The 25087-nt window shown below is 35.2% G+C and carries 20 protein-coding genes; 8 read left to right on the top strand and 12 right to left on the bottom strand.

Annotated features, from left to right (window positions below; translation table 11 throughout):
• Positions 1 to 130: 130 nt before the first annotated feature.
• From ACJJVP_RS06245 to ACJJVP_RS06235, 3 genes are all read left to right on the top strand, one after another.
• Positions 131 to 1492 (top strand): NAD-dependent succinate-semialdehyde dehydrogenase, encoded by a 1362-nt coding sequence (locus ACJJVP_RS06245; protein ID WP_405411794.1) that lies wholly within the window; start codon positions 131 to 133, stop codon positions 1490 to 1492.
• A gap of 5 nt (positions 1493 to 1497) precedes the next feature.
• Positions 1498 to 1668 carry a hypothetical protein gene (locus ACJJVP_RS06240; RefSeq protein WP_405411793.1) on the top strand — a complete coding sequence of 57 codons (171 nt, stop codon included), beginning with the start codon at positions 1498 to 1500 and terminating at the stop codon, positions 1666 to 1668.
• A 116-nt stretch (positions 1669 to 1784) separates the two neighbouring features.
• Positions 1785 to 2987 (top strand): Pycsar system effector family protein, encoded by a 1203-nt coding sequence (locus ACJJVP_RS06235; protein WP_405411791.1) that lies wholly within the window; start codon positions 1785 to 1787, stop codon positions 2985 to 2987.
• Positions 2988 to 3299: 312 nt separating this feature from the next.
• Here ACJJVP_RS06235 and ACJJVP_RS06230 read toward each other — a convergent pair whose 3' ends face one another.
• From ACJJVP_RS06230 to cobA, 12 genes are all read right to left on the bottom strand, one after another.
• On the bottom strand, positions 3300 to 4736 hold the full coding sequence (locus ACJJVP_RS06230) for a rubredoxin (protein WP_405411790.1): 1437 nt from the start codon (positions 4734 to 4736) through the stop codon (positions 3300 to 3302).
• A gap of 11 nt (positions 4737 to 4747) precedes the next feature.
• A complete protein-coding gene (locus tag ACJJVP_RS06225) occupies positions 4748 to 8278 on the bottom strand; it encodes a molybdopterin-dependent oxidoreductase (protein ID WP_405411787.1) in 3531 nt (1176 codons plus the stop codon).
• Positions 8279 to 8670: 392 nt separating this feature from the next.
• Positions 8671 to 9123: a hypothetical protein gene (locus tag ACJJVP_RS06220; protein ID WP_405411784.1), complete on the bottom strand. Its 453-nt coding sequence runs from the start codon at positions 9121 to 9123 to the stop codon at positions 8671 to 8673.
• 34 nt (positions 9124 to 9157) lie between these two features.
• Entirely contained in the window at positions 9158 to 9853 is a 696-nt protein-coding gene (locus tag ACJJVP_RS06215; RefSeq protein ID WP_405411781.1) for a response regulator, read from the bottom strand.
• Between the two features lie 91 nt (positions 9854 to 9944).
• Entirely contained in the window at positions 9945 to 11225 is a 1281-nt protein-coding gene (locus tag ACJJVP_RS06210) for an alginate export family protein (protein ID WP_405411780.1), read from the bottom strand.
• A gap of 35 nt (positions 11226 to 11260) precedes the next feature.
• Positions 11261 to 12085: an ABC transporter ATP-binding protein gene (locus tag ACJJVP_RS06205; protein ID WP_405411777.1), complete on the bottom strand. Its 825-nt coding sequence runs from the start codon at positions 12083 to 12085 to the stop codon at positions 11261 to 11263.
• Between the two features lie 11 nt (positions 12086 to 12096).
• Entirely contained in the window at positions 12097 to 12936 is an 840-nt protein-coding gene (locus ACJJVP_RS06200) for an ABC transporter ATP-binding protein (RefSeq protein WP_405411774.1), read from the bottom strand.
• Between the two features lie 23 nt (positions 12937 to 12959).
• Positions 12960 to 14003, bottom strand: a complete 1044-nt coding sequence (locus ACJJVP_RS06195; RefSeq protein ID WP_405416144.1) for an ABC transporter permease — start codon at positions 14001 to 14003, stop codon at positions 12960 to 12962.
• Positions 14004 to 14093: 90 nt separating this feature from the next.
• Complete coding sequence (locus ACJJVP_RS06190; protein WP_405411772.1) at positions 14094 to 15482, bottom strand: CmpA/NrtA family ABC transporter substrate-binding protein; 1389 nt, start codon at positions 15480 to 15482, stop codon at positions 14094 to 14096.
• Positions 15483 to 15733: 251 nt separating this feature from the next.
• A complete protein-coding gene (locus ACJJVP_RS06185) occupies positions 15734 to 16492 on the bottom strand; it encodes a Crp/Fnr family transcriptional regulator (protein WP_405411769.1) in 759 nt (252 codons plus the stop codon).
• Between the two features lie 9 nt (positions 16493 to 16501).
• Positions 16502 to 17929, bottom strand: coding sequence for a NarK family nitrate/nitrite MFS transporter (locus ACJJVP_RS06180; RefSeq protein WP_405411767.1), 1428 nt, complete (start codon positions 17927 to 17929; stop codon positions 16502 to 16504).
• 245 nt (positions 17930 to 18174) lie between these two features.
• A complete protein-coding gene (cobA, locus tag ACJJVP_RS06175) occupies positions 18175 to 18954 on the bottom strand; it encodes a uroporphyrinogen-III C-methyltransferase (RefSeq protein WP_405411765.1) in 780 nt (259 codons plus the stop codon).
• 117 nt (positions 18955 to 19071) lie between these two features.
• Here cobA and nirB point away from each other — a divergent pair, with 117 nt between their 5' ends.
• The 5 genes from nirB (at position 19072) to ACJJVP_RS06150 (ending at position 25087) form a co-directional block, all read left to right on the top strand.
• Positions 19072 to 21582 carry a nitrite reductase large subunit NirB gene (gene nirB / locus ACJJVP_RS06170; protein ID WP_405411763.1) on the top strand — a complete coding sequence of 837 codons (2511 nt, stop codon included), beginning with the start codon at positions 19072 to 19074 and terminating at the stop codon, positions 21580 to 21582.
• 71 nt (positions 21583 to 21653) lie between these two features.
• Positions 21654 to 22031 (top strand): nitrite reductase small subunit NirD, encoded by a 378-nt coding sequence (gene nirD, locus ACJJVP_RS06165; RefSeq protein ID WP_405411761.1) that lies wholly within the window; start codon positions 21654 to 21656, stop codon positions 22029 to 22031.
• Between the two features lie 21 nt (positions 22032 to 22052).
• Positions 22053 to 22643: a DUF4202 domain-containing protein gene (locus ACJJVP_RS06160; protein ID WP_405411758.1), complete on the top strand. Its 591-nt coding sequence runs from the start codon at positions 22053 to 22055 to the stop codon at positions 22641 to 22643.
• 22 nt (positions 22644 to 22665) lie between these two features.
• On the top strand, positions 22666 to 24516 hold the full coding sequence (locus ACJJVP_RS06155; protein WP_405411756.1) for an ATP-binding protein: 1851 nt from the start codon (positions 22666 to 22668) through the stop codon (positions 24514 to 24516).
• Positions 24503 to 25087 (top strand): bifunctional precorrin-2 dehydrogenase/sirohydrochlorin ferrochelatase, encoded by a 585-nt coding sequence (locus ACJJVP_RS06150; protein ID WP_405411755.1) that lies wholly within the window; start codon positions 24503 to 24505, stop codon positions 25085 to 25087. Before ACJJVP_RS06155 ends, ACJJVP_RS06150 begins: the two co-directional genes overlap by 14 nt.

Raw genomic sequence — 25087 nt, 5'->3', positions numbered from 1 at the left:
AATATCTAGATTAAAGATATAATTACTTGACTCAAAACCTATTAATATTAACGTTAACAATAGCTTAAAAGGGCTAAGAATTAAATGAAACGAATTAATACATATACTTACTTACCAATAACTTTGTAATATGAAAGAATATCAATCCAAGAATCCGTACAACGGTAAAGTTGTTCAAACCTATATTCAAGATAACTCTTCGGCAATTGAAGAAAAATTAAAAAAAGCCTTGGCTATAGAATCGTCTTGGGCAAATAAAGAAATTAAGGCTAGATGCGAACTTCTGACTAACGTGGCAGAACTTCTTATAGATCGAAAAGAGGAATATGCAGAACTCATGACAAAGGAAATGGGAAAACCTTATTCTCAAGGTGTTTCTGAAATTGAAAAATGTGCTTGGGCGTGTGATTTTTATGCATTGAACGCTGAAGATTTATTAGCTGATGAAATTATTGAAACCGATGCAGCCGAGAGCTTTATAAGTCACGACCCCTTAGGATGCATACTGGCCGTGATGCCTTGGAACTATCCTTTTTGGCAGGTAATTCGTTTTGCCGCTCCTACTTTAACAGCGGGAAACACAGCACTTTTAAAACATGCACAAAACGTTACTGGGTGCTCTTTAGCATTAGAACAGTTGTTTTTGGATGCAGGCTATCCTGAAGGTTGTTTTCAAAGCTTAAAAGCCGGACATGAAGATATTGAAAAACTTATTGCCAATGATGGTATTAAAGCTGTAACCCTAACCGGCAGTGAAAAAGCCGGTAAGTCGATAGCAAGAACGGCAGGTGAAAATTTAAAGAAGTCTGTATTAGAACTTGGCGGAAACAATGCATGTATTATTTGGGAAGATGCAGATTTAGATTACCATATAGATACTATGGTAACTGCACGTATGCAAAACACCGGTCAAAGTTGTATCGCTGCTAAACGCTTCATTGTTTGTGAAGCCGTCTATGACTCTTTTGTTGAAAAATTTACCAAAAAAGTAAGGTCATTAAAAAGTGGTGATCCAATAAATAAAGAAACTTTTATAGGTGTTATGGCTCGAGAAGACTTAGCTGAAGAACTTCAAAAACAAGTTGATGATTCTGTAAAACAAGGCGCACAGGTTATCTTAGGTAATATGCGAAATGGAGCCTACTTCGCACCTACGATACTTACAGATGTCACCATTGATATGCCCGTCTTTAAGGAAGAAACTTTTGGACCCGTTGCAGCTATTATCAAAGCAAAAAATAGAGAAGATGCTATCGCACTAGCTGCAAATTCTAGGTTTGGGTTGGGTAGTATGCTATTCACTGAAGATATAGATGCTGCAATGAACGTAATATCCAAAATTCCCGATGGGGCATTTTTTATAAACGACATGGTAAAATCTGACCCAAGATTACCTTTTGGCGGTACAAAGGCATCTGGCTATGGTCGAGAATTATCTAGAGAAGGCATCTTAGAATTTATAAACAAAAAAACAGTATACATTAAAAAATAAGAATTATGACAAAACATACAGAAGAAACAAAATTCGTAAAAGATCCAGAAGAGAATACTCAAGAATATATTCTGCAAAAAAACAAAAAAACCAAGGTAGGGGCTACCATACTTATTGCATTTTTGGTATTATTGATTATTGGCCTGATTATATCTAATTTATTTTTTAACAATTAGAGTATTCCAACTCATTTTCAATAAACTATCAGATTTGACTGCAGTAATGTTTTTTGTACCACCGGCTATGATAAGAGAATAAATTTCGTAAATTTCTAAGGTTTTATACCCAGAGCATGTCCACACTAGTTTCTAAAACCGAAATTTTCGCTACTACAAAATTGACGGATGATTTCGACCCCAAATTTCTTTATCATAATCTAAGACACACACAGCGCGTTGTAGAGAGTACAAAAGAACTTATTGAAGGCGAAGAAATTGGTGAAGAAGAAAGTGAACTACTTTTAATTACAGCTTGGTTACATGACCTTGGTTATACAATTTCTTATGAAAACCACGAAGAACATAGTTGCCAATTATCTAGAGATTTTTTAATCAAGAATAATTGTACGACATTATTTATCACCAATGTTTGTAACCTAATTTTAGCGACTAAAAAAGGACATGAACCCAAAAATAAATTAGAAAATATTATTCGAGATGCAGATTCTTCGCATTTTCATGTAAAAAATTTTGTAGCTAATACAGAGCTATTAAGAGAAGAACTTTCTCTAGTTAAAAAACAAAGTATTACCTCGGCAGACTGGCGAGAAGAAAACATTATTCTTCTACGAACTAAACATCGCTTTTATACCGACTATGCCATAAATAATTGGCAAGAAGGGAAAGACAAGAATATTAAAAAGCTTATCAAAGCAAAGAAGAAAAGTAATGCGCTGATTAAAAAAGAAAGCTTAAAAGCAAAATTTAAGGGAGAGTTACCAGATAGGGGAGTTCAAACATTGTATAGGGTAACTTTACAAAATCATTTAAAACTTAGTGATATAGCAGATACCAAAGCAAACATTTTACTTTCGGTAAATGCTATCATAATCTCTATGGCATTGGCGAACTTGGTACCCAAATTGGATAACCCATCTAATGATTATCTATTTTATCCAACATTTCTATTTATTGTTTTTAGCGTAATTTCTATGGTAATGTCGATTATAGCTACAAAACCCAATATTACTACTGGTCAATTTACAGAAGAAGAAGTGACATCAAAAAAAGTGAACCTTTTATTTTTTGGTAATTTTCATAAAATGGAATTAGAACAATATAGTTGGGCTATGTCAGAACTTATAAAGGACAAAGACTATATCTATAGTTCATTAACAAAAGACCTTTATTTTTTAGGAATAGTACTGGAAAGAAAGTACAGAATATTAAGATGGACGTATACCGTTTTCATGGTTGGTATGATACTTTCGGTAATTGTTTTTGGTATTGCACTTAAATACTACGGTCCAGAAAGGGTTTTAGAAATTCCCTTATAACATATTTGTATTAATACTATGCAGAAAGCTTAAAAAGACTACTGTGTTATATCTCCAAAGTCAATAAAAAAATACACAACAAAACACCGATTGCAGCGATTACTATGGTGAATTTTAAAGCTTTTGCTAAAGCTGGCTCTTTATTTTGATTATTTACATTTACCCTGGTCATGAGCGATGGTTTATTTAGAATTTACCACAAAGCTATGCCGAAACGTTCGAATTTTTTAACTTCATAAACGAATTTCTTACCTCCATTGCCTTTTGCTTAATGTGTTGACATCATGATAAATACCATTCTAGAAGCACCTCTTAGTTCATTTGTATCATCGCTTCTTTAAATGTTGACTTTGGAGCCGAACATACCGGACATTCAAATTTTTCATCTATATCTTGAAATTTCGTGCCTGCAGCAATATTTAGTTCCTCATCACCGAAAGACTCGTCATAAACCGTTAGGCAATCTTGACACTGAAATAAAGATTGCGTTGCCTCTATAACCTCTACACTAGTCGTTTCTTCATCATCATCTACTCGACCCAACTGATCAAAGTACAATTTACTCAACTCCATTAACAGTCCAGGCAATTCAATCTTATCAATATCTTGAGCATAGGTAATGTACTTTTGACTATTAGGGTCAAAGTGCTCAAAATGCAACACGTTATACGTTGGTCGAACTTCAAATTCTTTAACAATGGTGGGCAAACTGTTCTTTTCAATAATCACCGAGGCAAAGTGCGAACGTTTACCCACTTCATTGCTTATACCAAAAGTAAGACCGTAGGTACTAATATCATTTTGATCAAAACTTCTTACTAAAAATTTTTTTAATTCTAATGCTTCACCGTCATCAATAGGCACATGCCAATTCATTTCTAATTGAGAATGCCTTACGTTAATACCTCTTTTACCCAAAAACCTTTCAAGTGCCGGTCTGCTAGACTTTTTAATACCTTTAACTACAAATGATTTCCAGGGTGTAATACAAATTTTACCAATACTATTATCCAAACAAAAACCGCAGAATTCTTTTAAGAACGATAGGTCATATTTATTGTTTCTCCAATATAGTCCTAACCAATATAAGTCTGACCCTAAACGGTTCATACCCTCGTAATATGGAAAGGTTTGAAAGGGAACCTTCAATTCCTTCTCCATAGTTTTATTGTTGGTCTCTAAATTCTTGTTCATCACAAAGAACAACTCATCTATATCTGTAATATCTTCATATATTTCTTCGAATTGCTTTGAGATAGAATTGATATCCCAACTATAGATAAGAACAGGGTAAAAAGCCGATGATTTCCAGTGCGGTAATTTAATATTCAAATACCAATAATCTTCTTGTTCAGATGCTATAAAGTTGAGGTTTCCACTAAAAATTGGAACCAACCGTTGTTTTGGATCTGTAATATTGATTTTTAATTTTGGTAAAAAGTCAAATCCTTCTAGAATATAGAGATAAGTAGAACCCTTAAGCCAATGAGTCATATCAAAAATATCTGCCGATACATAAGAACTGACGATGTTTTGAAACGTACGATTGGCTATAATATCGGTATTAAACTTAGAAATACTTTCTAGCTGTTCTTCTTTAGCATCTTTTAGCGGAAACAAAATATCTTGTCTAGACCCAAAATTGACACTTTGGAGTCCGGCAGCCTCTAGCATGGTAATGATATCTTTAAGCTCACCAGGAGATGTAACACCGCCTTTTATCAATATTCTATGCAGATCATCGTTCATATCATCCTATTTTAATTTGCTAAAACCAATTGCTTTTTTAATAAATCTTTAATTTCTGGCTTACAACTACCACAACCCAAACCAGCACCTGTTTCTGAACATAATTTATTGAAATCTGAGCACCCGTTATTGATGGCGTCAACAACATTACCTTCACCAACCTGACTACAAGAGCATACTAATTTTCCTTTTAACGGTACAGATGTCGAAGCACCACGTAACAATTCGTCCCGCTTTTCAGATAGTTCAATTTCTTCTTCTATCAACCTTTTAAACTCGGCGAATTCATTTTTGTCGCCCATCAATATGGCACCTTTTAGCGTATCATCTTTAACAATACATTTCTTGTAAAAGCGCTTACTAACATCCATTAAAATGATTTCCTCATAAGATGAATCTCCTAACGGAGAATTAACCATACCGATACTACAGAGGTCTAAATTTTCGAACTTTAAGATGTTCATTAAAACAGAACCGTTATAGATACTACTGAAGTCACCTAAAATAAAATTGGCTGCAATATCAGCTTGTTGTTCAGCTGCAGAGGTTATACCAAATAGAGAGTTTTTGAACTCCGCAATTTCTCCTAAAGCAAATATCGATGGGTCACTACTTTGTAAATATGAATTTACCACTACACCTCTTCGAGTATTTATACCCGTAGGCTTTGCCAGTTCTATATTTGGTCTAGTACCAATAGCATATACAATAGCATTACATTGAATAGAACGACCTGTTTTTAGATTTACAGACAAGCTATGTTTTTGATCTTTATCTTCAAAAACAGTACTTACTTCATTATCGAAATATAGATTTATACCACGCTCCATTACATCTTCCGCCAATAAGCGACTAGCCACACTATCTAACTGACGCTCCATTAATCGTGGTGCACGTTGTATAATGCTAATATTAATATCTATTTTTTTCAAGGCAGCAGCAAGCTCTAGACCTAATAGACCACCACCAACTATTACTACATTTTGATCTTTTGCCTGTAAGCCGGTTTCAGATAAATATTTTCTTAGTTTATCGGCATCTCCTCTTTCTCGCATTGTAAAACGACCCGGTAATTTTATCTGTACATCACTAGGTATAAAAGCCCTACTACCTGTTGCCATTATTAGCAAATCATAGTTATGTTCTTTATCGTCAGAATCTAAAACCGTTTTATTTTCTGCATCAATGTTATTAATACCTATACCCGAATGTAAATGCACATCAAGCTTCTGTAGCTCACCGTCTTTTAACTTCTCTAAAGCTTCCCAAGAAAGTTCGTCGCTTACATATTCAGGAAGTAAAACACGGTTGTAAAACGGGTCTTTCTCCTTTGAAAATACATGAAGCTCATCAATACTATTCTTCTCTCTGTATGATTGTATAAAACGGTATGCCGCAGCACCTGCTCCTATTACTACCACTTTCTGTTTTTCTTTAACAAATTTTGTAACCTCAACGGCACAATATTTAAAATCTGGTTCTTTAGATACTGGATCTACCAAATCGTTGGTGAGGTTATTTGCCCTACCAAAATCATTGTTCAATACTTTACCCCAATGCATAGGCAAGAAAACAACAGATTCTCGTATATCATAATTGAGTTGCACCTTTACTTGTACCTGTCCTCTTCTGCTTTTTACTACAGCAATATCTCCTTCTTTAATTTTTCTCAAGTAGGCATCTACAGCATTCATTTCTAAATACGGCTGTGGTATGTGTGTCAACAGCCTTTTGACCTTACCTGTTTTTGTACGTGTATGCCATTGATCACGAACCCTACCCGAATTTAAGATCAACGGATACACATGATCAGTCTCCTCTGATTTATTGTAAAGGGTATTAGGAGCATTAAAATGTGCTTTTCCATCATTGGTAAAGAACTTACGGTCTGTAAATAACCTTGGTGTTCCCTTATGTGTTTTATGTGGTACCGGCCATTGAAAACTACCTTCATTTATTAAACGATTGTATGAAAGGCCAGAGATATCTATTTCGGTACCTTTCGTTAATAAGCAGTGCTCATCATAGACTTCGCTGCTATTCTTATAATCGAAGCCATTATAGCCCATGGCTTGTGCAAATCTCCAAATAATCTCTGCATCTGGCAATGCCTCGCCCGGTGCATCTATAACTTTCGGTAAGTGACTAATTCGTCTTTCTGAATTGGTCATGGTACCCTCTTTCTCTAACCAGCCTGCAGCAGGCAACAAAAGATCTGCAAATTTAGTCGTCTCTGAATTGTGAGAAATATCTTGGACTACTACAAATTTCGCCTTTTTTAAAGCTCTTTCTACCTTATTAACATTAGGCATACTTACTGCTGGGTTAGTACAAACAATCCAAATCGCTTTTAACTTTCCTTCATCTAGGGCATCGAACATTTCGGTAGCGGTATAGCCTGGTTCTGACTGTATTTCTCCACTTCCCCAAAAATCCGATACTTCTTTTCTATGCGCCTTATCTCCCAAATCTTTATGTGCTGCCAACAAACTAGCCATACCACCAACTTCTCTTCCTCCCATCGCATTTGGTTGACCCGTCAATGAAAACGGACCTGACCCAGGTTTACCTATTTGCCCTGTTAAAAGCGACAAATTTAGTAGCGATACATTTTTGGCAACACCGATAACACTTTGGTTTAGCCCCATGGTCCACATGCTTATGAACTTTTTAGCATTACCAATATACTCAGCAGCTTTACGAATGTCTGCCACTGGAATATCACATTTTTTAGCAGCTTCTTTAAGGCTTAAAGTGAATGCCATTTCTTTGCAAGCATCAAAATTTGCAGTATGCTTTTTTATAAAGGCAGTATCTATTTTTCTTTTTTCAATTAATCTACGTGCTATAGCATTAAATAGAATTACATCTGTACCCGGTAGAATTTGTAAATGTAAATCTGCACCTGCGCAAGTCTGTGTTTTACGTGGGTCTACAACAATGATTTTTACATTCGGATTCTCTTCTTTATGTTTCTCTAATCTTCTATATAAAATAGGGTGACACCACGCAGGATTGGCTCCTGCAATCAAAAAACAATCTGCAAGCTCTATATCTTCATATGAGATAGGAACAGAATCTTCTCCTACGGTTTTTTTATAACCCACAACTGCAGAACTCATGCAAAGTCTTGAATTAGTATCTATATTGTTTGTACCTATAAACCCTTTTGTCAATTTATTTATTAGATAATATTCTTCTGTCAAACATTGACCCGAAACATAAAAGCCAACGCTATCTGGACCGTGTTTTGCTATAATACTCTTGAATACTGCAGCAGCGCGTTCAAAAGCTGCGTCCCAAGAAACCCGTTGTAAAGGGTGATTTCTACTCCACTTCATTTCAGGATATAAAATTCTATCTGTAGTGTCTTGAGCTACGTAGTTTAGATTACGCCCCTTTGTACAAAGCATACCTTTATTAGATGGATAATCGGGATTACCATCTACAGAAATAGTTCCTTTAGCGTCTACATCTACAAGTATACCACAGCCTACGCCGCAATAGGAACATATTGTTTTATGAGTTTTATTACTATTCATTTTATCAATGATAAAGAATGGTTCAGAAGAATACTGCAAATTATAAAAAGTACGTATAAATACGTACTTTTTTATCATAAATGTTTTGCATATAATCGAATGATTCGCAATTATAACATATAGACACTGAGAATTGATCAATAAACAGTAAAGTGGTACGTAGAAATGTTAAAATAGAAGAACGGGTTATAACACGACCAACCCTTTAATTTATATGAAATATAATTCTAATACATCCTTTTAGGCTGAGCTACGCTAAACGAGGAGATAAAGGGTATTTTTCTTATGCAGCTGTACAAGAAATTAAAGCTTTTTCTTTAAAATTTTTTTCTCGAAACTATTGGCAAGCTCTTCAACATAATAATTGCGATTGAGTATCAGGTAAAATACATTTATTGAGTTATTAGAATGGTATAAATTCCATTCTCTTCATTCAATTCAAATTCAGCGTTTTCAATTCTTATTTCATTATATTTCGTGAACTCGCAGCAATCTTCAGAAGTTCTTTCTGCGTCAACGATTAAATTTAAAATATCAATACCCGAAACAGTAATCAATACCTCTATTGTTTCAGTTTCCCAACCAATAGAATTTAATTGAATCAAATTAACATCATCCTCATCTATAAAATCAAATTCTAAATTCGAATTGTCGGCAAGGTTTGTTACACTAATTTCATTGGAATTAAAGATCTCGTTTGTAAATAAATTTTCCTTCGTTGTTTTATCTACCAATTCAAAGGTGAATCCATTCGGTGGTGTAAAACAAGCTTTATCCTCACAGTCATCACATGAAGTCAAAATCATGAGGAAGGTAACAAGAGCTATTAAAACACTATTTTTCATTTAAAATATTTTCTTACAAATTAGTAAGTGGGTTTTAAATCAAATTGTGTTTTTGAGATTTTTTAGAAAGATCAATAAGATTTTTTACATCCATCTTACGCATTAAATTAAAACGATGCGTTTCTATGGTACGCTTACTGTTTTGAAGCTTCTCTGATATTTGCTGATTGGTAAGACCAGATAGCACCAACTCTAAGACCTTTAGTTCTTTATTGGTCAAGTCAAAAATATTATCTTCAGTTTTGCGGGATACTTCTTCTTTAACCACTTCTTTTTTAGCACCCAGCAAATTATTTACCAATACATTACTAATATCGCCACTAAAGTATTTACCACCTTCCCTTACTGTATGTATTGCTTTAATAAACTCAGATTTATCGGTATCTTTTAATAAATACCCATTGGCACCAGAGCTTATAGACTTTAAGATATATTCTTCAGAATCGTGCATAGAAAGTATAATCGTCTTTACATCTGAGTTACTTTTAGTAAGTTCGGCAACGGCATCAATACCGTTCATAACAGGCATTCTAATATCAATAATTAAAATATCAGGATTCACCTTTGCTACCAACTCAATAGCTTCTTTACCATTAGATGCCTCTCCAATGACTTGCAAATCAGTTTCAGATTCTAATAGAGAACGAATTCCGTCTCTAACCAAAGCGTGATCATCTGCCAATACTATTCTTGTTATTTCACTCAAAACACAGGTAATTATACGTAACATGCTAAAATACGTATAATTTTAAAAATGAAAATACGGTCTATATAGCCTTAAGGCTATATAGACCGTATTAGAAAACTACTATAAACAAAAACTATTCTTTTTTAGTGTTTAAAAACTTAGGCTTTATGTTTAATTGAACCCATGCCCAGTTTTGGCTACTTGCCGCTAACTCTTCTGTTAAACCTTTTAATTCATATAAGCCATCTGCAGCGAACATTTGAGAATACCCAATTGCTAACCCATAGCCGTTGAAGGTCTTTGAAAAAACTAAATCAACTTCAGTACCCAACGATTTTTCACCGCTTGGCAATTCCTGTTCTCCGCTAAAGTTTAAAACTTTAACCAGTAAACTAGATTTCTTACCTAAATCAAACTTTGCACTAGCATGAATATCGAATAGACCTACAGAATTGGCATGGTTGCCAACGTAGAAATAATCCATAAACCCATTGAACTTATGATTCGTACCGTATAATGGAAAGAAAGCCTCTGTTTTATCAGTAGAATCAGCTTTATCTCCACTAATCACTTCTGTACCGATACCTAATGCTACTTTGTCACTAGCTTTGTACCCTAATTCTAAACCTAATAAATAGGCACTGCTTTTTAATTCATTTTGTCTTTCTCCGGTTTGTAAAAATAAGTTGGCATTTGCACTGAAGCTTCCTGCTTTATAACCTAAATGTGTACCTATAGTTTGCAAATTACTTACCCCATCTGCAACTCCGGCAGTATCAAAATTTTGAAATCCATTGTTCAATGCCAATATACTTCCCGAAAAACTATCCCATTGTTGTTTAGCATATACATATTGCATGGTTTTGTATGTGAAAAAACCGGTGGTATTATACCCTGTTCCTGCCCATTGAAAACCTGAAGGATTATCAAAATCTTGACTGAATGCAAGACCTACATCTAGCATAAATTTGTCTTTTTTGTATTTTAAAAGTCCTGCATCATGATTTCTACCCTGTTGTGCCCAATCTAGACCCCCAAAAATTCGTTGATCGTCGTATGAAATCACTTGTCTTCCTAATTTTGTTGACCACCCCTTACCTAAATTAAGGTTTGCCCATGCTTCAAATACAGCAAATGAATCATTCTGATCATCTGGTAGAATTTGTCTGTTTTCGCCCCAGACTAAGACATCTTGAAAACTTAAATAAAATTGATATGATTCGGTTTCATACTTGGCATTTAAACGTGCCCTGGTAGAAATAGCGAAACCTGCATCTGTAGCATCTGGTATTAAAGTACTATAACCATTTCTATATTCTGTTCTCGGTCTAAACTGCCCATCTAACGTAAATTGAGCATAAATTGAATTTGCCATTAGAAACAATAGGGTGATGATTAGATATTGTTTTTTCATAATCTTAATTTTTAATAATTGAGTTAGTTATTTTATTAGTGTTCTAAAAAGTCTATAAGGTGTTTTCTATAAGTGTAATAATCATCGTTCTCCAAAACGGATTTACGAGTACGTGGTCTATCAAAATCAATAGAGAGGATGTCTCCAATTTTTGCCTTTGGTCCACTGGTCATCATAATGACGCGATCTGCCAGAAAAATAGCTTCATCAACATCATGCGTAATCATGACTGCTGTAATTTTTTCTTTGTTCCAAATCTCTATAAGAATATCTTGTAATTCTCCTCTGGTCAACGAATCCAACATACCAAAAGGTTCATCTAACAACAATACTTTCGGCTTTATCGCAAATGCCCTGGCGATACCAACACGCTGTTGCATACCTTGAGATAATTCTGACGCCTTTTTATGAAAAGCATTTTCTAGACCTACCTTATGTAAATAATACTTTGCAATGTCTTGGCGTTGCCCTTTCGTTGCGTGAGGAAAAACCTGGTTGACCCCTAACAGTACATTATCTAAAGCGGTCATCCAAGGCATTAAGCTTGGCGATTGAAATATGACCCCTCTATCTGGTCCCGGACCTTTTACGGGATTTCCTAAGACCGAAATATTACCTCCAGAGATTTCATTTAAACCTGCTATCATGGAAAGCATGGTTGTTTTTCCACAACCAGAATGCCCTATAATCGTTACAAATTCTTCTTTTAATATTTGCAAATTCAAGTCTTCTAGTACAACATAATCGCCCTTTGGCGTTGGGTAGACCTTTTTTAAATTAGAAAGATCTAACATTATATTGGAAGGATAAACAATACCGTTTTCTGAATATATCTGGTTAGATTGTTGTGTCGTGTTCATATACTGTTTATTTAGGCTACGAAGCTTTTTGGTGTAAGCTCAGGCAATTTATATTCGACCTCTGATACCGTTTTTCTTTCATCTCCGATATCCATTAAGTACTCGATGATGGAGTTTCTCGTTTTCTTGTATTCAGGATTATCGTTCATTGCCGTTTTATCCCTAGGTCTTTCAATGTCAATTTTAAACTCTGGCCCCAACGTTGCATTCGGTCCTGGTTTTAATGGAATTATTCTATCTGCCATATAAATACCCTCATCTACATCATTTGTAATCAACAATGCGGTACGCTTATCTTGGCTCCATATATTCAAGATTTCATCTTGTAAATTTCCACGTGTCAATGCGTCTAATGCGCCTAAAGGTTCATCCATTATGATCATTTCTGGATTCATGGCCAAAGCACGTGCAACCGCAACCCTTTGTCGCATTCCACCAGAAAGCTCTTTAGGTCTTTTATTTATAGCAGGACTAAGGCTTACCATAGCTACATACTCTTTTACCCTTTTCATTAAGTCTTTTTTACTTTCTTTCGGGAAAGCTTCTTTTACGGCCATGTAAATATTTTGACCCACTGTCAACCATGGTAAAAGCGAATAATTTTGAAAAATTACACCGCGCTCATGACTGGTGTCGGTTACCGGAACTCCTTTAAAAAGAACTTCTCCGCTGGTTGGTTGTAAGAGCCCGTTAATTAGATTTACCAAAGTGGTTTTTCCACTTCCGGTAAAACCTACGATAGCAACAAATTCTCCTTCGTCCATCGTCAAGTTGATATTTGAAAGTACTTCTGTACTACCATCTCCCTCACCATAGGTTTTATAAATATTATTTAGTTCTAAGTATGCCATGTTCTAACTTTTTAACAACAGCGTTATGCCATTTCATTTTTATTGAAAGAAACCATGTTCTGTACCGCTAACATCAACCTGTCTAACAAAAAGCCAATGATACCTATGACAAACATGGCTACGATAATTTTTGAGTTGCTATCGTTGGCTCCGTTCTGAAATTCTTCCCAAACGAAAAGTCCTAATCCTTGACTTTGTGCCAAAAGTTCAATAGCTATCAATACCATCCAAGCAACGGAAAGTGTAATACGTAACCCTGTAAAAATCAATGGTAAAGAAGATGGTAAAATAACCTTGAACACTTTTTGAAAAGTACCCAGCTTTAGAACCTTTGCAACATTGATGTAATCTTTATCTACAGATGCTACACCCATTGCCGTATTTACCAAAGTTGCCCACATAGCACAAAGACCTACACTTATAAAAGAGATGACAAATGCATTATCGGAGCTGTCGCCGATATACAATGTTTTTACAATCATAAAAACCAATAGGTACCATACTACAGGAGATACAGGTTTAAAAATTTGAATAAACCAGTTGAAAGCACTTCTTAATGACGGACTTAGACCTATAATTATTCCTATAGGAACCGCTATTAACAGGGCTAAAAGAAAGCCAGCGAATACTGTTTTAATACTTGTTAAAACGATATCTACAAATGAGGCTCTACCCGTATATACAATTGGATCTTTTCCTTGAGATATCATTTTTTCATTGGTGACCGCCATTTTCTCTGCAAATGCAGCTTTATCGGCACTAATAACTTGATGATCCGCAATCAAAGATTGTAAAGACGCCCAAACTTGAGAAGGAGATGGCAATGTATTTGGTTGGCAGCTGCTGTCTCCCGATTCGATACATGCACGCTCTGCTGCTGCTGCCTCTTCTCCTCTTTCTTGAAGTGCTTTTTCAACTCTATAATCAGCTTCTTTATTATAAAGAGCTTTAGAACCCATTTGCCATAAACCAATGAACAATAATATAGATAGTAGAGTTATACCAGCATTTTTCATGGATTTTATTACGCCATCTTTTTTTACAGTTGGTGTAAGTTTTAAAAGCATTTGCTTCAAACTAGAAGTCAAGCTTTTTTCGTTTTTTAAGACCATTTCTTGTTCCATACTATTTTATTTAAGGTCAATGATTTAGTGTACTTATTTCTTATCCTTATTACCTATCGAAAAACTATTGATATATCCAATAGGATCCTTGGCATCATAGCTTGTTCCATCTATAAAATCTGAAGTTGTTGCTTTATAACCATCTGTATCTGGAACATCTGCTGCAGGTATTTGACCCTCTGCAACCAAAAGATCAGCTGCCTTTTTCCAAATATCAGGTCTGTAGATATCTTTAATTGTACTAGCGTACCAATCAGAAGACTTTGCTTCTGGAATTTGACCCCATCTACGCATTTGTGTTAAGAACCATATACCATCAGAATAGAAAGGATATGTAGCATTATACTTATAGAATACATTAAAATCTGGCATCTCACGCTTATCTCCTTTTTCAAATTCAAAAGTACCTGTCATTGAATTTGCCAAAACTTCTTTCGGAGCACCTACATATTGAGACATTGAAAGTATTTCTACAGCTTCGTCTCTATTAGATGGTTCGTCTAACCACTTACCCGCTCTAATCAGTGCTTTTGTTACCGCAATCGCCGTGTTTGGGTTTTGTTCTACGAATTCCTTCGTCATTACAAATACCTTTTCTGGGTTGTTTTTCCAGATATCATAGTTTGTTGTTACCGGTACACCAATTCCTTTAAAAACAGCCTGCTGATTCCAAGGCTCACCTACACAGTAGCCATAAATAGTACCCGATTCTAAAGTAGCTGGCATTTGTGGCGGAGGGGTTACAGATAATAACACCTCAGCATCTATTTGACCTTGTACATTATCGGCAGTATACATACCTGGGTGAATACCTGCAGCAGCTAACCAATAACGTAATTCGTAATTGTGTGTAGATACCGGGAAAACCATTCCCATTTTAAAAGGTTTACCCTCATTTTTATATGAAGTAATAACTGGCTTTAAAGCATCTGCTTTGATTGGATGAATTGGCTTACCTTCTGAATCTGCTGGTACATTCGGTTTCATTTTGGACCAAACATCATTGGATACCGTTATACCATTTCCATTTAAATCCATAGAAAAAGGAGTAACTAATTTTGCTTGTCTACCAAAACCTGCCCCTGCAGCAATTGGCTGACCCGCTAACATATGAGAGCCATCTAATTGCCCATCAATTACACGGTCTAAAACATTTTTCCAGTTCGACTGCGCTTCCACTGATACAAAAAGTCCCTCCTCTTCAAAAAAACCTTTTTCTTTCGCTATAGCCAAAGGAGCCATATCGGTAAGTTTAATAAAGCCAAATGTTAACTGTGGCTTTTCTATTTCTAGCATTTTGGTTTTCGAGGTTACTGCTTCTTCTGAAACAGTTTCAGCTTTCTTACTCTTTGTATCTCCACAAGCAGTAAACACCAAGGCGAGAGAAAAGGTTAAAATAGATGTAGTAAAAATGTTTTTCATAATCCTATAATTTATTGTTCTACGTATTAATACTTATTTCGACAAATATATACGTAATGATATTTTTCATAAATGATATTAGCTATATTTATATATCTTTTTATACCATGTTTAAAAACAATAAATAAACATAATTAAACCTGCTAAAAAGCAGTTTTTATATATAAATACCTGTTTATCAGTGTATTACTTAATAAAATTAAAATGGTTTAACTACGTATAAAGAGAGAATGATTTGATACGTACTATTTTTAACTGTCTAAGTAGAAGTTGTGTTCTGAGATTTCTTTTTTAAGTAGGTTAATATTAGAAATACCCACTCTTTTACCTTTGGTAATTAATAAGCCTTCTTTTTTAAGAATAGAAAGCATTCTTATAACCTGCTCTTCTGTAGTACCGGCATAATCGGCATACTCACGTCGACTTAATAAAAGGGAAGAAAAACCATTTGTTTGACCAAACTTTCGGTTTATATATAATAACGTGTCTATTACTCGTTCCCTTACCGTCATTTGAGATAAAGATTTTACTCTAATTTCACTACGGTTTAATTCGTTGGCATAAAATAACATGAAATCATACGTAAGACCAGGGAACTCTCTTAATGTTTGCTGAAGTACATCTTTTGAAAAATAACATAAAGTACAATCTACAAGGGCAATCGCACTTATCGGGTAGGTTTCTTCAGTGCCAAAACCCCTATGCCCAATAATTTCTCCGGGAGTAGCAAAACGGACTATTTGTTCTTTACCATGAAGACCGGTTCTTAAAACCTTGACTTTACCACTTAATAAAAAGAACAGACCAGTTACAGAAGCTCCCTCCATAATAAACTGCTGTCCTTTTTTACATCTTATTTCTTTTCTAGCATGAACTAATCGGTCTATATTCGGAGTGTCTATATTTTTACGAATAAGGCAATTTTGATTAGTACAAACACTACAAGCACTATCAACCACGCCCGATGACTCGGATGACAAATTAGATATGTGATTTGTACCAATGCGCATAGTACTATATTATATGGTATTCGTTGATAATTTTACTACAGGTTGCGTCGATTTCGATAATTCTTCTTTTACCAATTTTTCGTCTTCTGCAGAGAATTTAATAGCAAGTGTAGTTAGTGCCGTAACTATAACAAAACCTCCGATTATAAAATACCCACTTGATACCGCACCTGAAGCAGCGGCTGCTTGTGCAGCTTTCATGGCTTCTTCACCTAAGTTTGAATTGGCAGCTAAAGCATTGGTCTCTGCTAATGCCGATTTTGATTTAAGTAAAAGTGCTGCCAAAAAAGCACCAACATTACCACCAGCGCCAACTATACCCGAAATTGAGCCTATAGCCTTTTTATTTATAAAAGGTACTACCGAAAAGGTCGCGCCCTCAGCCATTTGAACGGTAAGACTAAATGCTATTAGAAACACAATACCCATGGAAAAACTTGTAGTAGTTGAAAAAATAGAAAGCATAACCCCCTCGAGTGCAAGTATTACGGTTAAAAACAACACCCTACCACGTAAGCCCTTTAACCTTCCAAATCTATCGCCGAAAAATCCACCTAACGTACGGGCAAAAATATTCATCAATGCAAAAGAAAGCACCAGGTTACCTGCTGTAGACCTTGTAAGTCCGAACGTGTTTTGTAAGTAATCATCCATAGTACCGTAAACCGTAAGCTCCATACCAAAAGATGCCGCGTATACTATAAAAAGAATCCAAACTCTATAATCTTTTAAAACACTTACAAAAGATTCTTCATCTTTTTTAAGCTTAGGCATTTTACCTGTTTCCTTCAACTCTTTAAAATTTCCTTCGGGAGTATCTTGTGTAAAAAAATAATAAACAACACCCATTATCATAGCAATTACACCTGCAATGATCATCGAATAGCGCCAAGCTATTTCATCAGCAACACCGAAACTTACCACAGCAGCTGCAATTAAAGGCATACCTAAACGATTGGCACCACCACCTAAATTCCCCCATCCTGCCGAGGTCGCATTTGCCGTACCAACAATATTGGGTGCAAACATAATAGAGGTATGAAATTGAGTAATTACAAATGATGCACCTATAAAACCTATAAACAATCTACATATCAAGAATTGCGTAGGTGTTTGAACAAACCCTATTAGTATTACAGGTATGGCACCAAGAATCAATAAATAAGTATAACATAACCTAGGACCATATTTATCACATAATTTACCAATCAACAATCTAGCAAAAACTGTACCTGTTACCGCTAATATGATTGAATTCCATTTTTGATCTGGAGTCAAACCCAAATCCTTTACTACATCTGGCATAAAAGGCACAATACCAAACCAGGCAAAAAAGCAAATAAAGAATGCTATCGACGTAATCCAAAAAGTACGAATAGGCATACTTTTTAAATCTGTTAAGTTTAAAGTTGTAGATTTTTTAGATTGATTTTCCATGATGTAGTAGATTACGTTTATAAATCAATACAAACATAATACTATAAATACGTAATTATACGTAGTTTGGTGTGATAATTTAATTTACTACGTATTTTTGTTGATTATTAGAAAAATGAACCTTTTAATTACTTAATAAAGAATAATAAGGTATAATATTTCATAATATTCAGAACAGCTCCTAGTACTGCGTTGAGTTTATATCAATATGTATTAGAAAAGACAATTAATAATGGAAAAAATATTTAAATAGCATCATGTAAAATTCGCTGCACTTCTTCTTCAAAAAAGGATGGATGATCAGCAACAACATCCCCTATAACAATAATACCGTGCATATTGGTTTCTATACTCGATGTATACTTATGTATAGTTTCTAAAGTCGCCACCACACATCTTTCATTTACCGTAGTACCATTTTGTATGACAGCAATAGGTGTCATTCTACCCCTATATTTACTGACTTCATCAACAATTATATTCAATTTTCGTATGCCCATTAAAATGACCATGGTAGTAGACGATTTAGATGCATATTCTAAATCTTGAGAGAAGGCACCATCTTTTTTAGTGGCGGTCATTACCCAAAAACTGCTACTGACCCCTCTTTTAGTCATAGGTATTCCTTGACTAGATGGTACAGCAATAGAACTTGATATTCCTGGTATAATGCTCACTGGTATACCAAAAGATTCAACATAATCGATTTCCTCATTAGCCCGTCCAAAAACAAATGGGTCGCCACCTTTTAAGCGAACTACGTGACCATATTCGAATGCGTATTTTACTATAAGTTCATTAATCTGATCCTGTGTGTGTGAATGTTTACCACATCTCTTGCCTGTATATATTCTAGGTATATCATTACGTATATCAGATAATAGCTCATCGCTAATTAATGCATCATACAATATAACATCAGCTTCATTCAAAACTTTTAAACCCCTTACTGTTATTAGGTCTTTAGCACCCGGACCAGCCCCCACCAAGCTTACTTTTATCGTTTTCTCCAATTCCATCTTCATAGTATTTAGGTTTATTTATTATTGATTCCGTAACAAGAATACGTAATTATTTTGGTATAATCATGAAATATGTACGTATTTATACGTAATATTGCTGTGTAGCTAAATTATAAGGGTATGAAAACTATACTAGTTGTCGGTAATGGAATGGTAGGATACAAGTTTTGCGAAAAATTTGTATCTAGGGAAGAAAGCAAGGAATTTAAAATTATTGTATTTGGTGAAGAGCCAAGACCTGCATATGATAGAGTTCACTTAAGTGAATATTTTGAAAATAAAAATGCCAAAGCATTGGAAATGGCTCCGCGTTCATGGTATGAAGAACATAGTATTGAATTAATTACCGATACTAGGGTAACCGATATTAGTAGAGCATCTAAAACTGTAACAACTGTTAATGATGATAAATATTCTTACGACTATTTAGTGTTAGCTACTGGATCATCTGCATTTGTTCCGCCAATAAAAGGAATTGAAAAAGAGGGTGTTTTTGTTTACAGAACAATAGAAGATTTAGATGCAACAATGAATTACGTTGCTAAATTAAAATCTGAAGGTATACAAAAGAAAGCTGCTATTTTAGGTGGAGGGCTTCTTGGACTAGAGGCGGCTAAAGCTTTGGTAGATATGGGGCTTGATACTGCCGTAGTAGAGTTTGCTCCAAGATTAATGCCTAGACAATTAAATAATGACGCCAGTAAATCACTTCAAACGAAACTGGAAGCATTGGGTATTGAAATTTTACTGAGCAAGTCTACTCAACAATTAACTGGTGATATTTCTATGACTGGCATGCAGTTTTCTGAAGATGAAATAGTCCCTTTTGATATGCTTTTAGTTTCTGCGGGTATTAGACCGAGAGACGAATTAGCTAAAACATGTGAATTAGAAGTAGGAACAAGAGGCGGAATCGTAGTTTCTAACAACATGAAAACCTCTGACCCAAATATATTTGCTATTGGCGAATGCGCACTGTTAAACAGTATGATTTACGGTCTAGTAGCTCCTGGTTATGACATGGCAGAAATTGCCGTTAATCAAATATTAGGCAATCAAGAAGCAAATATGCCGTCAGAAATAGATATGTCAACCAAACTAAAACTTAGTGGTATTGATGTAGCTAGTTTTGGAGATGCTTTGAATGAAAACGATGGTGTTGAAATTATATATGAAAATAGATTCGAAGGTGTTTACAAAAGTATCATTGTAGATAAAGAAGGAAAGTCTCTTTTAGGAGGTATCATGGTAGGTGACGCTTCTGAGTATAGTATGTTGCACCAAATCTATTTAAACGGAATGCCAATTCCTGAAGATCCTTCTCAATTAATTTTACCTGCAAGCGAAGGTGGTTCTGCATTCGGTAGTGCTATGGATCTACCAGACGATGCCGTAATATGCTCTTGTGAAGCAGTTACCAAAGGTGATGTTTGTTGTTCTGTTTTAGATGATGGGAACGAAACCATAAAAGACGTTGCGAAAGCCACTAAAGCCACTACAGGTTGTGGCGGTTGTAAACCAATGGTTGCCGACTTAATAAAAGAAAGTCTTAAAACACTTGGTAAAACCGTTAAAGAACGACTTTGCGAACATTTCGATTATTCGCGTCAAGAACTTTACGATATCACAAAAACAAAAGGAATTACCGATTATGATGCGCTATTAGATGAAGTCGGTACCGGTAATGGATGTGAAGTCTGTAAACCTGCCGTAGCAGCAATCTTTGCGAGTCTCTATAATGAAACTGCAAATAGACAAGAGACCATTCAAGATAGTAATGACCGTTACCTTGCAAATATTCAGCGTAATGGAACCTATTCAGTGGTGCCAAGGGTTGCCGGTGGTGAAATCTCTCCAAAACAATTAATGGCAATGGGTAGAATTGCACAAAAATACGATCTGTACACTAAAATAACCGGTGGTCAACGTATTGATCTTTTTGGAGCTAAACTACACGAACTACCATTGATCTGGGAAGAATTGATCGAAGAAGGATTTGAAACCGGACAAGCATACGGTAAATCTTTACGTACCGTAAAAAGTTGTGTAGGGTCTACATGGTGTAGATATGGAATGGACGAAAGTGTAAGTTTTGCTGTTGAGATAGAGAACCGTTATAAAGGTATTCGTTCTCCACATAAATTTAAAGGTGGTGTTTCGGGTTGTATTCGTGAATGTGCCGAAGCAAGAGGTAAAGATTTCGGGTTCATTGCCGTAGAAGGTGGGTGGAACGTATATGTTGGCGGTAACGGTGGTGCGACACCCAAACATGCCATTTTACTGGCCGAAAAAGTAGATAAGGCCACTGCTATTAAATATGTAGACCGTTTTATCATGTTCTACATTAAAACAGCACAACCTTTACAAAGAACTGCGCCTTGGTTAGAAAAATTAGAAGGCGGTATTACGTACTTACAAAATGTAGTGATCAACGATTCCTTAGGTATTGCCAAGCAATTGGATGACGAAATGCAAGCCATGGTAGACACCTATAAGTGTGAATGGAAAGAAGCTGTTGAAACACCAGAAATTAGAGCACGTTATACACACTTCGTTAACTCTGAAGAAACAGATGACAATATAGAATTTGTGAGCTTAAGAGATCAAAAAATGCCTAAAGAGTGGGCATAGAATAAGGTAAAACAAAGTAAAAACTCAATGTCCGGTCGAGCGTAGTCACGACCATTAATAAAAGAACAAATATGATAGCAAATCTAGAAACTTACCAAACGGTTACCTCATCAGAAGTAAAAGTCTGGTTTAAAGCAGCACCTACTTCTAAATTTCCTAAAAATGGCGGTGCTTGTATAAAATATAAGGATAAACAAATCGCTGTCTTTAATTTTACAAGGGAAGGTACGTGGTACGCCTGTCAAAATTTATGTCCGCATAAAATGGAAATGGTACTTTCCAGAGGTATGATCGGTGAAGAAAGTATGGAACCGAAAGTAGCTTGTCCGCTGCATAAAAACACCTTTTCACTAAAATCTGGCGAAAATTTAAATGGCACCCTAGATGCAATTGCAACTTATCCTGTAAAAATTGAAGACGATTTTGTGTATGTTGGCTTTTCTGAATAGCTTTGGGTAAATTAATGACTTATGGCCACATCGGATAGATTACTTGTAGCATTTCAACATTTTGACGAAGCCAATAAGCAAGACCCCAATACCGAAGACTTTGAAGGAACTACGTATCCAAAAGAAGTGCTCTATGGTATTCGCATGACCGAACGTCTAAATAAGTTTGCCCCAAATGCATCTGAAGCCTTACAGCTTACCGCACGGTGTCAACATATCTGCCGATGGGAAATACCAAGGGATTCGTATGAAATGAACCGTGAGGGATATTTAAGGTGGCGACAAGAATTAAAAAAATTCCACGGAGAAAAAGCATCTGCTATACTAAAAGAGATTGGCTACGATGAAGAAACTATTGCCATGGTAAAATTTCTTTTACAGAAAAAGCAACTTAAGAAAAATGAGGATACTCAAACTTTGGAAGATATAATTTGCTTGGTTTTTCTAGAATTCTATTTTGAACCTTTTGCCATAAAACATCCAGAAGATAAAACCATAGATATACTCCAAAAAACTTGGAAAAAAATGTCTCTTAAGGGGCAAGAAGCAACCTTAAAATTACCGCTTTCTAAATTCTCCTTAGATTTAATTACCAAGGCACTACACGCCTAAAAATAATTTACCACATATTTTTATGGCCAATAATGAGCATAATATACCATTGGATACGGCTACGTTTATACGTATAAGAAAATGGTACTTGTTGGCTTTGGCAGCCATTGCATTAACGGTAATTATTGCCCAAGTGCTTATTCAACTGCACCTAAAAGCACAATCTGGTGACTCTGTACTTATAAATGTCGCTGGTAGACAACGTGCCTTTAGCCAAAAATTGGTTAAAGAGACCTTGCTATTAAAAAACAGTAACAACCTCGCAGAAAAAAAAATAATACTTTCTGAAATTGATAAAACACTTAGCGTATGGAAAGTTTCTCACCAAGGCCTTCATTTAGGCGATGCTTCTTTTAATCTGCCCTATGAAGATGACCCAAAGGTTCAGCGCCTTTTTAAAGAATTAGACCCCCACCATTCTGCAATGGTCAAAGCTGTTGAACATATACTGTCTACGCACCAAAAGAACAATAATGCTAACGTTCAGGATAATGACCTAAATGCATTACTAAACAATGAGCGTCCGTTTTTGAATATTATGGACCAGATTGTAAATGAGTATGACGCCCGTAGTAATGAACAACTACAAAAATTAAAAAGAAAAGAGTATTGGTTGTTGGCGTTCTCCTTAGCTATTCTACTTCTAGAAATCTTTGTTATTTTTAGACCGTTATCCATTCAAATTAAAAATACCATTGGTCATCTAATGGGTAAAGATGAAGAGTCGAAAGAACAGTTAGATAAGATTCAAAGTTTATATGACGAAAAAGAACGCTCGCTCAAAGAATTACAAGAACTAAATTTTGTAATTGATAATGCTGCGCTTTTTGCCAGTATTCGTAAAGATGGATCTATTGTTTTTATAAGTAAGAAATTTTTAGATTTATTAGGTCATGAAGACACACCCATAAACAAGCCTATTTCAGAAATTCTGACTGTTGAAGAAGGTCAGCAATCTTATTTAAAAGAAGTTCTCAAAATAAATAGGAAAAATGTGATGCGTACGGAAGAGTTACAGGTAGTAACTACCAAAGGAGCCATAATTTGGTTAGACATGTCAATAGTACCAATGCATCAATCTACCTTAGAACAAGATATTTTAATTCTATGCTCAGATATTACCGAAAGAAAAGAAAATCAGCTCAAAGTACAGCAGTTGACAAAACTGAACTTTGAGGAAAGGATGCAGCAAAAAAAGGTGCAGGCGAGTCAAATTGTAGAGGGTCAAGAAGAAGAACGCAAGCGTATAGCTAAAGATATACATGACGGAATCGGACAAATGTTGACAGCCCTAAAATTCAATATTGAATCTATAGATATTGAAAACAAGGATAAAACAGGTGAGAAAATTGCCTATTTAAAGTCATTAACATCCGACTTAATAAAGGGCGTAAGAACAGCTACATTTAACCTTACACCACCAGAGTTAAGTGACCACGGTATTTTTCCTGCCATTCATAAAATGACAACGGAGCTCTCTAAATTAACCGGTAAAAAAATACTGTTTAAAAACAGAATTGATACAAATATTAGATTTGACTCACTTGCAGAAACAAATATTTATCGTGTTACGCAAGAAGCGGTGAACAATGCCATAAAATATGCAGAAGCAAATTATATTTTGGTTACCTTAAATTACTCATCTCCTATTTTAAGTGTTGTTATAGATGATGATGGCAAAGGTTTTGATAATTCTATTTTAGGAAAATTACCTAAAAATAATAGCGAAGGTGGTATGGGTCTATTTTTTATGAAAGAACGTATCGATTATATTAACGGTCGTTTATTCATAAACTCAGAACTTGGACAAGGTACACGTGTTACCATCAATTATAAAACAGAAGAAAACAAAATTGCAAATGGAACGGAATGAGCTTTACCCAGTGTTTTTAAAAGTATCTAATCTTCAAATTTTAATAGTTGGTGGAGGCAATGTTGCTTTAGAGAAATTGACTTTTTTGTTAAAATCAAGTCCTACCGCACAAGTTGAAATGGTTTCCCCGATGTTTAGGGAAGAAACTATAGCATTAGCTAACGAGTTCAACATAAAAATGAATGTAGCACCTTATGATTCTACTTATTTACAAAGAAAACATATTGCAATTGCGACTACAGACAATGTACCGGTAAACGAACAGGTATATCATGATTGTAGAGAAAGGCAAATATTGGTAAATGTTGCCGACAACCCTCCTTTTTGCGATTTTTATATGGGTGGTATTGTTACAAAAGGTAACGTTAAGGTCGCCATTTCTACCAATGGTAAATCTCCAACCACCGCTAAAAGATTACGTCAATTTTTTGAGGATGTTATTCCAGAAAATATAGACGATCTTGTAAAAAACCTCAACGAGTTTCGAAAAACCATCAAAGGAGATTTTGAAGAAAAAGTGGAAACCTTAAATGAGTTTACCAAAGGTTTAGTTAATAAGAAACAGGAATAA

Origin of the sequence: Maribacter sp. Asnod1-A12 (assembly GCF_045063735.1) — a bacterium.
In the GTDB taxonomy this organism is placed as follows: domain Bacteria; phylum Bacteroidota; class Bacteroidia; order Flavobacteriales; family Flavobacteriaceae; genus Maribacter.
This window is presented reverse-complemented; position numbering and strand designations above follow the sequence as displayed.

Coding starts and splice junctions, on each gene's coding strand:
- ACJJVP_RS06195 (WP_405416144.1), bottom strand. CDS start 14,003: ATGCTTTTAAAACTTACACCAACTGTAAAAAAAGATGGCGTAATAAAA.
- ACJJVP_RS06240 (WP_405411793.1), top strand. CDS start 1,498: ATGACAAAACATACAGAAGAAACAAAATTCGTAAAAGATCCAGAAGAG.
- ACJJVP_RS06245 (WP_405411794.1), top strand. CDS start 131: ATGAAAGAATATCAATCCAAGAATCCGTACAACGGTAAAGTTGTTCAA.
- ACJJVP_RS06230 (WP_405411790.1), bottom strand. CDS start 4,736: ATGAACGATGATCTGCATAGAATATTGATAAAAGGCGGTGTTACATCT.
- ACJJVP_RS06210 (WP_405411780.1), bottom strand. CDS start 11,225: ATGAAAAAACAATATCTAATCATCACCCTATTGTTTCTAATGGCAAAT.
- ACJJVP_RS06190 (WP_405411772.1), bottom strand. CDS start 15,482: ATGAAAAACATTTTTACTACATCTATTTTAACCTTTTCTCTCGCCTTG.
- ACJJVP_RS06150 (WP_405411755.1), top strand. CDS start 24,503: ATGGAACGGAATGAGCTTTACCCAGTGTTTTTAAAAGTATCTAATCTT.
- ACJJVP_RS06185 (WP_405411769.1), bottom strand. CDS start 16,492: ATGCGCATTGGTACAAATCACATATCTAATTTGTCATCCGAGTCATCG.
- ACJJVP_RS06160 (WP_405411758.1), top strand. CDS start 22,053: ATGGCCACATCGGATAGATTACTTGTAGCATTTCAACATTTTGACGAA.
- nirD (WP_405411761.1), top strand. CDS start 21,654: ATGATAGCAAATCTAGAAACTTACCAAACGGTTACCTCATCAGAAGTA.
- ACJJVP_RS06155 (WP_405411756.1), top strand. CDS start 22,666: ATGGCCAATAATGAGCATAATATACCATTGGATACGGCTACGTTTATA.
- cobA (WP_405411765.1), bottom strand. CDS start 18,954: ATGAAGATGGAATTGGAGAAAACGATAAAAGTAAGCTTGGTGGGGGCT.
- ACJJVP_RS06180 (WP_405411767.1), bottom strand. CDS start 17,929: ATGGAAAATCAATCTAAAAAATCTACAACTTTAAACTTAACAGATTTA.
- ACJJVP_RS06215 (WP_405411781.1), bottom strand. CDS start 9,853: ATGTTACGTATAATTACCTGTGTTTTGAGTGAAATAACAAGAATAGTA.
- ACJJVP_RS06220 (WP_405411784.1), bottom strand. CDS start 9,123: ATGAAAAATAGTGTTTTAATAGCTCTTGTTACCTTCCTCATGATTTTG.
- ACJJVP_RS06225 (WP_405411787.1), bottom strand. CDS start 8,278: ATGAATAGTAATAAAACTCATAAAACAATATGTTCCTATTGCGGCGTA.
- nirB (WP_405411763.1), top strand. CDS start 19,072: ATGAAAACTATACTAGTTGTCGGTAATGGAATGGTAGGATACAAGTTT.
- ACJJVP_RS06235 (WP_405411791.1), top strand. CDS start 1,785: ATGTCCACACTAGTTTCTAAAACCGAAATTTTCGCTACTACAAAATTG.
- ACJJVP_RS06205 (WP_405411777.1), bottom strand. CDS start 12,085: ATGAACACGACACAACAATCTAACCAGATATATTCAGAAAACGGTATT.
- ACJJVP_RS06200 (WP_405411774.1), bottom strand. CDS start 12,936: ATGGCATACTTAGAACTAAATAATATTTATAAAACCTATGGTGAGGGA.